We start from the raw sequence: 12,801 nt of genomic DNA, 5'->3' as shown, positions 1-12,801 counted from the left end.
CCTCCGATGAGAATGTGTGACTCTTCTGTGCGCTGGGCGTGGCGTTAAACATTCCTCGTTTAGTGGATGGCGCAACCATTTCTGGCGCCGCTCGGCGCGGCTGTTCGACGCGAGCCATACGAGGTGAACGTGCCGGGCTTTCATGTGCCCCGCGTCCGGGCGCGAAAATTGCGTGGGAGTGGGCCCTTGGCGCGTTCTGCCGACCGATCATCAAGGCTGGCGGCGCTTTGCGCCCGCTCCTACGTCAGTTGAAAGGCCACTGCGTTGTTGTATATGCATGGACGTTGAACGTTTTACCCGAGTTTTCAGACGCGAATGCGCGCTGCCGAACAGACGTCGGAAGCCGCGCCGCGTGTTGTTGTCGCTACCGGACGAGGGAGTTACATTCTTCCAGCAGCGTTTGCATCGACCGTGCGAAATTGTGAGACCCAGCCTGATGGAGCGTCAGACGGAAGAATTCCGGAGCGTATTGCGATGTATAACGATCCCGACTTGCCTCCTGTCCGCGGACATGGAGACGATGCGCGCTTCGATAGCGGCGATGTGGAAGACACAGGCTTGACGCCCCGCTTCGGACGCCTCGCGCTATGCGTAGCGGCGGCGAGCGCGCTCGCGTTCGGCGTGGTGGGCACCGTGGCGTACGGCGTCTGGTTCAACAGCGACCAGCAGACCTATGCCGAGGCCATCGCCCGCGCGCGCCAGGCGTTGCGCATGCCCACGCCCAACAACATGGCGTCGGCGCTCGCGAAAGCGTCCGCGCAAGCAGACACTGCGCTCGCGACCAGCGCGCAGGCTGCGCCGCCCGCAGCGGCTATTGTGGGAGCACCGCTCGTAACATCCGCGATCAGCGCCCCGATATCGGCACCGATACAGGCACCGGCGCAGAGTCCCAGTCCCGTCACCAGTTCGCCCGCGGACCCGATTGCGTTGCTCGACCTGCCGGCGGTGCCAGCGAAGTCGCCGGTGTCGACTGCCGAGAGCCGGAAGCCGTCGGTGTGGTCCGGACAGATCAGCCGTCCGGAGGACGAGGAGGAAGTGCTCGCGGATAATGCCGAGGCTGTGCCGTCGGGCACGGAAACCGGCGCGGCCGTATCGCCTCGCTCAATGCAACGTACTGCCGCCGCGGCAGATGCGGCCGCGCCGCAGCTGGCAGCCACCCGTCCCGCGCGAGCAGCGAAATACGCGCAGCAGGAGCGCCGCGCTTCAGGGACCGCTGCACGACGTAAGCCCAATCTGTTTGCAAGGATGAGCTCCTTCTTTCGACGCGTAAGCTACCGACAACATGGCAGCGGAAGTCAGCAAGACCCCTACTCGCATCCCTGAAACGCTTTTTGCGTTGCCCTGGGAATCCGGCCGCGCCAACGGATGGCGTCTCACGCCCGGTCCCGCAACCGTCGCCGTGGCGTCGCTGCTGTGCATGCTGATCGGCCTGCTGTATCTGGCGTTGCAGATCAGAACGGTGTTCGCGGATCAGGTCAAACAGGAATATGCAGGCCTCGTGCTCGAAGCCGTCGAGCGAGCCGAGACGGCGCGTGCCCGCGTGGGCGTATGGGACCAGGTACCGCACGCTCACGATGCCGCAGCCGAGGGCTACGGGCAGGCGCGCGCCGAACTGACGCGGCGTCTCGCGTCGCTCGCCGCGCTCGTGAATGCGAGTCCTGCGAATGCGCCGCGTATTCCGTCGTCGGTGTTGTTGCCCGATGCGACGTTCGCCGAAATGGACAGGTTGCTCGGCGACGCGTCGTCCTACTGGCACACACAACGCGACACGTATAGCGCGGACATGCGCAAGCGAATCACGGGGGTCGCGCACATGCTCATCGCGGTGGCGGCGCTGCTTTTCTGCCTGCTTATCACGGCGCTGGGCATGTACGCCAAACGCAACCGGCAGTTGGCCGGCCAGTCGCACGAATTCAAGCACGCGGCGCTGCATGATCCGATGACCGGGCTCGCGAACCGGCGCAAGCTTTTCGCCGCGCTGGAGGAGGCCGCTGCCCAGGCGTCGATGTCGGTCAGACCGCGCAAGATGGCCGTGCTGTATGTGGATCTGGACGGCTTCAAGAAGGTCAACGATTCACGCGGTCACCGTGTGGGCGACGAGTTTCTGGTCGCGGTGTCGCGGCGTTTTCGCGAATCGGTGCGCAAAGACGACGTTGTCGCGCGCATTGGCGGAGACGAATTCGCAGTGCTGGTTCAGGAGTTCGCCGAGCAGGAGGAGTTGCGGCAGATCGCGCAGCGCCTGATCGGCTGCGTGGCCCGCACTGACGAACAGATGGGCATGGGCATGGTTCGCGCGAGCATCGGTATAGCGAGCTACCCTGATCTCGTCGACGACTATTGCCGCCTGGTCGCTGCCGCCGACGAAGCGATGTATCGGGTCAAGCGAAGCGGCAAGAACGGCTTCGCGTTTGCCTCGCGCCCACCTGAGGCGCGCGCCGGCTAGCCTGGGCGTTGCGTCTCGAAGCGAAGCGGCCGCACCTTTAATGAAGCGGCTGCGCCTTGACGGTGTAGGCCATTCATTACCGCCGGTCCAGCCATCACGCCGTCAATCCGTCACGCGGTTCGCGCCAATTCGCCCACACCCGCATTGAACGTATCTTCGCTGCGAACTCGCCGTGAGTTCGCCGGGGCTGCAGTTCTTGCGCGGACAGGCGTCTTGCGAACACGCGTATCGGGCACCGCAGGGCGTGCGTCGACGAGACCTGCATATAACGCAAGATAGTTCGATGTCGACGCTTCCCAGCCCGAGTCGCGGTTCATCGCATTGCGCTGCAACGCATGCCACGACGAGGGCCGCGCGAACGCGGCCAACGCACGGCCGAGTGCATGCACGACGTCGTGCGGATGTTCACCATCGAACAGGAAGCCGGTCGCGCACTCTTCGTCTCGCGCTTCGTGCGGCGCGTAATCGACGATCGTATCCGCGAGGCCGCCCACGCGCGAGGCCACCGGGATCGTGCCGTAACGCATCGCATAGAGTTGCGTGAGTCCGCACGGCTCGAAGCGGCTGCCGTGCAGCAGAATATCCGCGCCCGCGTGCAGCATGTGCGCGCGCGGCTCGTCATAGCCGATCTGCACACCCACGCGCGCCGGCCACGCGGCGGCGAGTTCCTGCATCGCATGTTCGAGCCCGCGTTCGCCTTGTCCGAGAATTGCGAACTGCAGACGCGGATGCTCTTCGAGCAGTCGGGGCAGCGCGTGTACCACCACGTCGGCCAGTTTCTGTTCGGTCAGGCGGCTCCCTATCGCGACAAGCGGCGCGAACGGGTCGCGCGTCAGGCCAAATGCCTGTTGCAGTTCGCGCTTGCACGCCTGCTTGCCGGCGGTGTCGTCGACGGAATAGGGGCGGGCGATGTATTCGTCGGTGGCCGGATTCCACACGGACGCGTCGATGCCATTTACGATGCCGCTCAGTTTTCCTATCTGTGCCTGCAGCACGCCTTCCATTCCGTGGCCGAAATGCGGCGTGAGAATTTCCCGTGCATAACGCTGACTGACAGTCGTCACGCGGTCCGCATGGACGATCCCGGCCTTCATCATGCTGAGCGAACCGTAGAACTCGATGCTGCGCTCGTCGCTGAGTGCCGGAGCGAGCAACTCCGGCGGTACACCGATCCAGCCGCCCATCGCGAGCGGATGATTGCCCTGGAACGCCAGGTTGTGAATCGTGTAGACGCTTTTCGCGGCGACGCCTGCGAGCCGCATATAAAGCGGCGTGAGACCTGCATGCCAATCGTGCGCGTGCACGATGTGAGGGCGTTTCAGGTTGCGAACGCCACGCGCGACGCGCGCGGCGGCCGCCGCCAGCGACGCAAATCGCGTGAGGTTGTCGAGATAATCGTGTCCTTGCGGGTCACGGTATAAGCCTTCGCGCGCAAAGAGGTGATCCATCTGAAGCAGCAGCACCGTCACGCCGCTGTCGGGCATGCGGGCGCGCAGCAAACGCGCGTCGCCGCCTGGCAGACCGGTCATCCGCGCAACGTAACTGACATCGACGGCACGCTCGAGGGCGTCCGGATAAGCGGGCATCAGAATTGAAACGTCGACGCCGGCATCGCGCAAAGCTGCGGCATAGGCGCTGACCATGTCGCCGAGTCCACCCGACTTGGCGAGCGGTAGGGCTTCGGAAGCGACAAGTAGTACGTTAAGCGGCAAGGTGGCCCCCAGAGGACGCGATTTGCACTTGTGCAGTGCGGCGGATTCACAGGGCCATCTAACAGCAAGCCGTGTGCCCAGCACGTGTATTGGGTTTGCGGCCCACTCACGGCCATGCTGCAGTGCGTGCGGCTCGCGCGTTAGGAGCCCGGTCCGTTGGGAGAAGGCATTTCTTCATGCGAATGTAGTTTTGACCTCCTGAATTGCCTGGCGGAAACAAAAAAGCCGTCGAGCGGGGCGACGGCTTTGGGTAAGCGCAAGGTGCGCTCGATTCAATGCGCCGATGCGTGCGTATGCTCGACGCGTCCGCTTTGCGTCATCGCACTGACAATGATGAACACGACGATATTGACCGCCAAGGCAACGAAGCCGATGTTCACGTCTTTCAGCGCGTCGGGCAGGAACGGCATTAGTTGCCCGATCGTCAGATGCATGGTCGTGGTAATGGCCACTACGGCGACGCCCGCAACGATGCCGCAAAACGCGCCCTGCCTGGTCGCCCGGTTGCGCGGGAAAAGACTGCAGATAACCGCGGGGAAGAGCTGCGTGACGAAGCTGTAGCCCATCAACAGCAACGCGACGATGGTTTCGCCGCCGTGCAGCGTGAAGGCGACCGCCACGAGCGCGACGACCGGCACGAGGATTCGCGCCAGATTGGCAACCGTGGCGTCCGTCGCGTTGCGGTTCACCATGCCGCGATAGACGTCGTTGGCGAGCAGCGTGGATGCCGAGGTGAGAATCATCGAGCCCGGCACGAGCGCCGTCAGAATGCCGGCCGCGCCGATCACGCCGACAAACCAGGGGTCGAAGGTCTGCAGCGACAGGCGGAACAGCGACAGGTCGATGTCGCCGCCCTTCAGACCCGGCACTTTCAGCGTCGCGGCAAAGCCGACGAAAAACACGAACAGCAGGATCAACTGGTAGAGCGGCAGCACCATCGCATTGCGGCGGAAAATGCGCTCGTCCCTGGCCGTGAATATCGAGCCAAAGGTGTGCGGCCACATGAAGAAGCCGAGCGCCGTCAGCAGCACGGTGGACTGGAACCAGGTGACGCTCGAACCCTTGGCGGGGAAGGTCAGAAAGCCGGGACGGGCGGCGTCGATTGCATGGAACATTTCGCCGAGGCCGCCGTAGTAGTGCAGCGGCAGATAAATGCCGAGGAACAGCACGATCGCCAGAATCAGCAGATCCTTCACGACAGAGTTCCATGCGGAGCCGCGCACGCCCGACACGATCACATACACCGTGACCACCGCGGCGCCGATCCAGATCGCCGCGGTCGACGAGATCGCGCCATACGAAGCGGTTGCGACGATGATGCCCAGGCCCTTTAACTGCAGCACGAGGTAGGGGATCAACGCGGCCACGCCAACCAGCGCGACGAGCGTGCCGAGCGCGGGGCTATCGTACTTGCGGCTGAAAAAGTGCGGCTGCGAAACGAGACGGTGCTGTTTTGCGTAGCGCCAGATCGGCGGCAGCATCCAGTACGAAAGGATGTATGCGAGCGTGCCGTAGGCCAGAATGTAATAGACAGGCGCGCCCTTGCCATATGCAAAACCGCTGCCGCCAAGGAACGTGAAGGTCGTATAGATTTCGCCGGCCATCAGCAGGAACACGAAGGCGGTGCCGAAGCTGCGGCCGCCCACAGTCCACTGTTCGAGGCTCATGTCGTGGCCATGCTTCGCGCGCACGCCAAGAAAGAGCGCAAAGAGCGTAATGGCTGCAATGATAACGAGTGCGCTCATGGCCGGACCTCCTCGCCGTCAGCGGCGACGTGCCGGTTCGACGCGTCGAGCCGGTACACGATCGCCATGATGATCGAACTCAACACCACCCACGCGACGATCCAGCCCAGCACGAACGGCATGCCGAGCACAAGCGGCTCGACCCGGTTCACAAACGGGACACCGAGCAAAATGCCGATGAACGGCAGCGCGGCGAGTACACGAAGGAACATGGGGGCAACTCCTCGAACTGTAAGTACGTCTCGTTGAAAGTGCGGCTTCGCTGGCGACTGTATGCCGGATGCTTCGGTCCCGTAAAGCAAGTCAAAAAAGTGTAGGCTTTTCGAAAGTTGCGGACGCATCGATCAGCGCATCGAATGTGTGCTCGTGTTGCGCCGCAATGTGCGGCGCGCGCGAGCGGACGTCGGGGTGCATCCAGAACATTCACGCCTTTCCATGCAGGTTCGCGTTTCTACCGGGTTCATATCGCGCCGCGCTATGATCTCGCCACGCAACGCGCGCAGGTCTGAGGCTTCGGCGCTTCAGTTCAACTACACGGCGCGGCGCACCAGTGTGCAGCAGTCGCAGTGCCTGGCCGCCGCTCGACACGGATCGCATATGGTCGAAAGTCTGATCTCGGACATTCTGTTCGGCTTTACCGGGTTGATCAGCATCATCAACCCGATCGGCATTGCTTTTGTCTTTCTCGACCGGACCGCCTCACTGACCACCGAGGAACGCACCGCGCTCGCAAGAAAGATCGCGATCAATGTCGTGTGCGTGCTACTGGTGGCGTTTTTTATCGGCACGCCCATTTTGCATTTCTTCGGCATCTCGATGCAGGCTCTGCGCATCGGCGGCGGCCTTGCGGTGGCGGTGGGCGGCTGGCAAATGCTGAATGCACCCGATACACAGCCGGCCGAACAGCCGACCGTCAAGCGCGTGGATGCGGAGAACGCCAAGGCGAGAGCGTTCTTCCCGCTGACCATTCCATTGACCACCGGACCGGGCTCGATTGCCACAGCCGTCGCGCTGACCGCGAACCGCGAGCATAAGCTGTCGGAGTTCGTGCTGTCGAGCATCGCGTCGGTTGTGATCTCACTCGCGGTCGCGCTCACCGTCTATCTGATCTACAGCCGTGCCGTCATCTTTGCGCGGTACCTCGGCGTCGAAGGTACTAAGGTGGCGATGCGCGTTTCGTCGTTTCTGTTGCTGTGCATCGGCGTGCAGATCATGCTCACTGGTTTCTCGGAGTTCCTCATTCCGATCGCGACGATGCAGCCGGCGGTGAACCGGTAAGCGACGCGGTAGTCAGACGGCGGACGCGCAGTCGAGTGCATGCGTCGCAAAAGTCTATTGCGCGAAACGGGTAGTTAGCCAGGCGCGCATCGCCTATAGTTCGGCGGCACTGCGTGTAGTTTTACAACATCGCGCGTGCCATCTCCTCTGGCAGCACCTGGCGTCGAGCCGCATTACTTCGAGCCGTCCGCAGTTCGCATTGCGTCATGCAGTGCTCATGCTTTGCCCCATACCGCGTCACACGAAACTCACGCCAATACAATGAGACTACACACGAAGCTGGTGGCCGCTCTTGCGGTGGCAAGTCCGCTTGCATATGGTCAAACAAGCGTAACGCTATATGGCCGTCTGGATGCCGGCGTCGAATATCTGAATCACATCAACAACGGCACGGGCGGAAGCTCGAACCGCTGGCGCGCCGAAGGTGGCGATTGGGGCACCAGCATGCTGGGTCTCAAGGGCAATGAAGAACTCGGCGGCGGACTGAAAGCGATCTTCACACTGGAGACCGGTCTGCAGGTGATGGACGGCACGACGAGCGGCGGACGGCTCTGGTCGCGGCGCGCCTTCGCCGGACTGAGCAGCCAGCAATGGGGCACGCTGCAAGCAGGTCGTAATCTTTTTATCGACAGCGACGGCGTTTGGGAATTCGATCCGTTCGTGCAGCAGGCGTTTTCGTCGGCGTCGCTCGTGCGGGGCCGCAACTGGCAGCAGACCAACAATAACGTCGAATATCACAGCCCGGTGTTCTGGGGCTTCGACGTGCAGGCGCAGTACGCATTCGGCAATCAGCCGGGTGCCTTCAACAGCGGCGCGAGCGGCGAGTTCGGCCGCTCGGACGGCATCATGCTGACCTACCATTCGCAGCTCTTCGACGTGCGCGGCATCTACGACGAACTGCGCGACAGCAATGGCCGCTTCTCGAACATCTTTCAGAGTTCGCGCGAATACTTCGTGGGCGCGAACGTGCATTTCGACGCGGTCAAGATTCAAGGCGCCTATACGCATTACTCGGCGCCGGACTCGCCGGCAGGCGTCGCCGATACGGCCGACCACTACTGGCTTGGCGCGACGTACAGCTTCCAGCAGCGCTGGGCCGTCACCGCGGGCGGCTACTACGTGAAGGTCGGCGACGGCAGCGGCGACGCCGCGCATGATCCTTCGGGCCACGCGATGATGTACGTGCTCGGCACCACGTACAACCTCTCGAAGCGAACATTCCTTTACGGCACGGTAGGTTACGTGCGCAACAGCAGCAACGCGAACTTCTCGCTCGAAGCCTCGCCGCGCGATTCGACCAGCAACACGAGCCCGCTCGTCGGCGAATCGCAGACGGGTGCCTATGTCGGCATGCTGCATCAGTTCTGAAGCGCGGCTCGATTGTCAGGCAGCGGCCTTAAGTTAATCGCATATCACACGCTTCATTTCATTACCGGCATTACCGCATCAACAAGTTTTGAACCACGCCTCACAAGGGATAAGAACATTGACTCCACAAGACTCTCTCGGTGAGCGCGCCGCGAGCGGTGAGCCGTCGACCATGACGCGCCGCCGCTGGCTTCAGGGCGCGCTCGCGTTGACGGCTGCGGGCCTGACCGGCTCGCTCACGCTCAAGGCGCTGGCCGACGACTCGTCGTCCGCTCCCATCGACACCTTCATGACGTTGTCGCAATCGCTGACCGAAAAGTCCGCGCTCCATCGCGACGTCGGCACCCGGCTCTTTGCCGCGCTGCAGAAGTCCACCCCCGAACTCGCGCAGCAATTGCCGAAGCTCGCGGGCGCGCTCGCCGCCGGTTCCGCCGATGCTGCTCAACAAGCGCTTGCGCTGAAGATCATGGAAGCGTGGTATCTCGGCACCGTCGATGACGTCGTCATTACCTATGAGCAGGCGCTCATGTTTGGCGTGGTATCCGACACGCTGATCATCCGCTCGTATTGCCCGAACAAGCCCGGCTTCTGGGCCGCAAAACCCGTCGAGAGGCAAGCATAAGCCATGGCCGATAAACAACAGAGCACTGAGCAAGCCGATATCGTCGTGGTCGGGTCGGGGGTCGCCGGGGCGATCGTCGCGCATCAGATGGCGCAGGCCGGCAAGTCCGTGATCCTGCTCGAGGCCGGGCCGCGCATGCCGCGCTGGGAGATCGTCGAGCGCTTTCGCAATCAGGCGGACAAGATGGATTTCATGGCGCCGTATCCGCCGAGCAAATGGGCGCCGCATCCTGAGTACTACCCGCCCAACAACTATCTGATCCTCAAGGGCGAGCACAAATTCAACTCGCAGTACATTCGCGCGGTCGGCGGCACGACATGGCACTGGGCCGCGTCCGCATGGCGCTTCATGCCGAACGACTTCAGGATGAAAACCGTCTATGGCGTGGGCCGCGACTGGCCGATGCAATACGAGGAACTGGAGCCGTATTACCAGCGTGCCGAAGAAGAACTCGGCGTGTGGGGCCCGACTGACGAAGAACTCGGCTCGCCGCGCAGCCAGCCTTATCCGATGGCGCCGTTGCCGCTGTCGTACAACGAGCAGACCATCAAAAGCAAGCTCAATGCGTTCGACTCGCGCTATCACGTCGTGACGGAACCGGTCGCGCGCAACAGCCGTCCGTACGATGGCCGCCCGACCTGCTGCGGCAATAACAACTGCATGCCGATCTGCCCGATCGGTGCGATGTACAACGGCATCGTGCACGTTGAAAAAGCCGAGCAGGCCGGCGCCAGGCTGATCGCGAACGCGGTGGTCTACAAACTCGAAGTCGGCACGGACAAGCGCATCACGGCGGCCCTGTACAAAGACGCGCAGGGCAACGAGCATCGCGTGGAAGGCAAGTATTTCGTGCTCGCCGCGAACGGCATCGAGACGCCGAAGATCATGCTGATGTCACAGAGCCACGACTTTCCGAACGGCGTCGGCAACAGCTCCGACATGGTGGGCCGCAACCTGATGGACCATCCGGGCACGGGCGTCACGTTTTACGCTGACGAAAAACTGTGGCCGGGGCGCGGCCCGCAGGAAATGACCTCGCTGATCGGATTTCGCGACGGCGCATTCCGCTCGACGGAAGCGGCCAAGAAAATCCATCTGTCGAACCTGTCGCGAGTCGATCAGGAGACCCAAAAGATCTTCAAACAAGGCAAGCTCATCAAGCCCGCCGAGCTCGATGCGCAGATTCGCGACCGCTCGGCGCGTTTCGTCGAGTTCGACTGCTTCCACGAAATTCTGCCGCAACCCGAAAACCGCATCGTACCGAGCCGTACCGAGACCGACGCGATCGGCATTGCGCGGCCCGAGATCACTTATCGCATCGACGACTACGTGAAGCGCGGCGCCGCGCACACCCGCGAAGTCTATGCGAACGCGGCGAAGGTACTCGGCGGCACCGACGTCCGGTTTGACGACGAATTCGCGCCGAACAACCACATCACGGGCGCGACGATCATGGGCAGCGATCCGCGCGATTCCGTGGTCGACAAGCATTGCCGCACGTTGGACCACCCGAATCTGTTCATTTCGAGCAGCGCGACGATGCCGACCGTCGGCACCGTCAACGTGACGCTGACCATTGCCGCGCTAGCACTGCGCATGGCCGACCAGTTGAAGAAGGAAGTGTGAACGTGTTGAAGAAGACTTTTTTCTGGATGCTGGCCGGCGCCTTCGCGTTGTCTTCGGCGCTGCCCGTTTGCGCATTCGCGCAGGACGCCAAAGCGGTGGACGGCAACGACGCGGCGTTGATCAAACGCGGCGAATATCTCGCGACCGCCGGCGATTGCATGGCGTGTCACACCACCGCGAAGGGCAAGCCGTTCGCGGGCGGCCTGCCGCTCAAGGTGCCGATGCTCGGCACGATCTATTCGAGCAACATCACCCCCGACCCGCAAACGGGTATCGGCACGTGGTCGCTCGAAGATTTCGACCGCGCACTGCGCAAGGGCGTGTCGAAGGACGGCCATAACCTGTACCCGGCGATGCCGTATGTCTCCTACGCGAAGGTCAGCGACGGTGACGTGAAGGCGCTATACGCGTACTTCCGCTACGGCGTGGCGCCGGTGCAGCAGGCTACGCGCGCGAGCGACATTGCATGGCCGCTTAACATGCGCTGGCCGCTCACCGTATGGAACTGGATGTTCCTGAAGAGTGGCCCATATCAGGCGAAGCCTCAACAGAGCGTCGAGTGGAACCGCGGTGCGTATCTTGTGCAGGGGCTCGCGCACTGCAGCACGTGCCACACGCCGCGCGGCTTCGCGATGCAGGAACAGGCGCTCGATGAAACCGGCAGCGGCTTTCTCGGCGGCTCGGTGCTCGCGGATTGGGACGGCTACAACATCACGTCGTCGCCGGATAGCGGCATTGGCGGATGGAGCCATACGCAGCTCGTGCAGTATCTGCAAACGGGCAGCGTACCCGGACTCGCACAGGCAGCGGGGCCGATGGCCGAGGCGGTCGAGCATAGCTTCTCGAAGATGAGCGACGCAGACATCGGCGCCATTGCCACATATGTGCGTACGGTGCCGCCGGTCAACGACGGCGGCGGTCAGAGCGGTTCGCGCTCGCGTAGCGCGTGGGGCAAACCGTCGACCGACGTGGCGCGCCTGCGAGGCGTTGCGATGAACGACGGCGCGCTCGATCCCGCGCGGCTCTATCTTGGCAACTGCGCGACGTGTCACCAGGCGAGCGGCAAGGGCACACCGGACGGCTACTATCCGCCGTTGCTGCACAACTCGACGGTGGGTGCGTCGAATCCGGGCAACCTGTTGCAGGTCATTCTGCACGGCGTGCAACGCAAAGCCGCAGGCAACGACGTCGGCATGCCCGCCTTCGCCGCACAGCTAAACGACGCGCAGATTGCCGCGCTCACGAACTACGTGACGACGCAGTTCGGCAACCCCGCAGCCACGCGCGTGAGCGAGAAGGACGTCGCCCGGCTGCGCTGAGCGCGACTGCATGACCGCCTCGTCATGCGAGCCGTGACGAGGCACGCATTGGCGGCGGCTTCGCAGGCGGGTCGCCTTCCGGCGCGGTCGGCGGCAGCCCGCCTGGATCGTCGTCGGGCGTCGCGGGTGGATCGGGATCGATGTTCGGAGGCGGCGGGGCCTCCGGGTCGACCTCGGGCGGCATCGGCGTATGCATGACGAACGCCACCCCATCGTGCGAGTTTGAACTGGCCATCGTTACCTCCAACTTTTCTCTCTGATCATGCGTGCAACGCGCATGTCCCTGTGCCCCCGATCGCCCTTTGCGTAGTGCCTTTCACGCGTGGAACGGCCATTGCTGTGTTTCATCGCGCAATGCACGAGGCATTGCGCACTTAAGCGTGGGGTGCTCATCGGGCATCGACAGGGATAGGGAATACACAAATGGCGCGACATAAGGCCGACGTTGCTGATGACGAATTCGAAATTTTCGCCAGCTATCACGGAACAGGCGACGGCCGTTACGTAGGTGGACTGAAGGTCGTCCGCAGAGCAGATCGGAGGATTCTTTTTCCGTTCGACGGTGCGCCGGAAATCGGACCGTACGAGACGGCCGACCAGGCGCGCCGTGCGGCCATCGAGTATGGCAAGCAGATCGTCGCGGCCGACCGCAAATCGCCAGAACGTTGACTGCGGCGCGTGCGCGCTC

12 protein-coding genes are annotated in these 12,801 nt (G+C 62.9%); 8 read left to right on the top strand and 4 right to left on the bottom strand.

The genetic code is table 11. The features are described from left to right. The first annotated feature begins 474 nt into the window (after positions 1-474). A complete protein-coding gene (locus tag OH764_RS24645) occupies positions 475-1,323 on the top strand; it encodes a hypothetical protein (RefSeq protein ID WP_498851207.1) in 849 nt (282 codons plus the stop codon). Beyond that, positions 1,283-2,443: a diguanylate cyclase domain-containing protein gene (locus tag OH764_RS24640; RefSeq protein ID WP_498851206.1), complete on the top strand. Its 1,161-nt coding sequence runs from the start codon at positions 1,283-1,285 to the stop codon at positions 2,441-2,443. Before OH764_RS24645 ends, OH764_RS24640 begins: the two co-directional genes overlap by 41 nt. A gap of 110 nt (positions 2,444-2,553) precedes the next feature. On the opposite strand, the gene glgA is transcribed toward OH764_RS24640, so the two are convergent. From glgA to OH764_RS24625, 3 genes are all read right to left on the bottom strand, one after another. Next, positions 2,554-4,155 (bottom strand): glycogen synthase, encoded by a 1,602-nt coding sequence (glgA, locus tag OH764_RS24635; RefSeq protein WP_498851205.1) that lies wholly within the window; start codon positions 4,153-4,155, stop codon positions 2,554-2,556. A gap of 272 nt (positions 4,156-4,427) precedes the next feature. Further along, positions 4,428-5,900, bottom strand: coding sequence for a sodium:solute symporter family protein (locus tag OH764_RS24630; protein WP_027778576.1), 1,473 nt, complete (start codon positions 5,898-5,900; stop codon positions 4,428-4,430). Continuing rightward, complete coding sequence (locus OH764_RS24625; RefSeq protein WP_498851204.1) at positions 5,897-6,112, bottom strand: DUF3311 domain-containing protein; 216 nt, start codon at positions 6,110-6,112, stop codon at positions 5,897-5,899. The genes OH764_RS24630 and OH764_RS24625 overlap by 4 nt, the downstream gene beginning before the upstream one ends. Positions 6,113-6,497: 385 nt before the next feature. On the opposite strand from OH764_RS24625, the gene OH764_RS24620 reads away from it, so the two are divergent. The 5 genes from OH764_RS24620 to OH764_RS24600 all read left to right on the top strand — a co-directional run bounded on the left by OH764_RS24620 (position 6,498) and on the right by OH764_RS24600 (position 12,113). Continuing rightward, positions 6,498-7,178 (top strand): MarC family protein, encoded by a 681-nt coding sequence (locus OH764_RS24620; RefSeq protein ID WP_498851280.1) that lies wholly within the window; start codon positions 6,498-6,500, stop codon positions 7,176-7,178. Between the two features lie 261 nt (positions 7,179-7,439). Then, positions 7,440-8,546, top strand: a complete 1,107-nt coding sequence (locus OH764_RS24615) for a porin (protein ID WP_498851203.1) — start codon at positions 7,440-7,442, stop codon at positions 8,544-8,546. Positions 8,547-8,718: 172 nt separating this feature from the next. Then, entirely contained in the window at positions 8,719-9,168 is a 450-nt protein-coding gene (locus tag OH764_RS24610) for a sugar dehydrogenase complex small subunit (protein WP_498851279.1), read from the top strand. Between the two features lie 3 nt (positions 9,169-9,171). Continuing rightward, on the top strand, positions 9,172-10,794 hold the full coding sequence (locus OH764_RS24605) for a GMC family oxidoreductase (protein WP_498851202.1): 1,623 nt from the start codon (positions 9,172-9,174) through the stop codon (positions 10,792-10,794). A 2-nt stretch (positions 10,795-10,796) separates the two neighbouring features. Beyond that, the gene (locus tag OH764_RS24600) at positions 10,797-12,113 is read left to right on the top strand and encodes a cytochrome c (RefSeq protein ID WP_498851201.1); all 1,317 of its coding nucleotides are present in this window, start codon (positions 10,797-10,799) and stop codon (positions 12,111-12,113) included. A gap of 22 nt (positions 12,114-12,135) precedes the next feature. On the opposite strand, the gene OH764_RS24595 is transcribed toward OH764_RS24600, so the two are convergent. Further along, positions 12,136-12,348: a hypothetical protein gene (locus OH764_RS24595; RefSeq protein ID WP_498851200.1), complete on the bottom strand. Its 213-nt coding sequence runs from the start codon at positions 12,346-12,348 to the stop codon at positions 12,136-12,138. 188 nt (positions 12,349-12,536) lie between these two features. Here OH764_RS24595 and OH764_RS24590 point away from each other — a divergent pair, with 188 nt between their 5' ends. After that, the gene (locus OH764_RS24590; protein WP_020067864.1) at positions 12,537-12,782 is read left to right on the top strand and encodes a DUF6723 family protein; all 246 of its coding nucleotides are present in this window, start codon (positions 12,537-12,539) and stop codon (positions 12,780-12,782) included. Positions 12,783-12,801 lie beyond the last annotated feature (19 nt).

This window comes from Burkholderia sp. M6-3 (assembly GCF_050858985.1).
Lineage (GTDB): Bacteria > Pseudomonadota > Gammaproteobacteria > Burkholderiales > Burkholderiaceae > Paraburkholderia > Paraburkholderia caledonica.
This window is presented reverse-complemented; position numbering and strand designations above follow the sequence as displayed.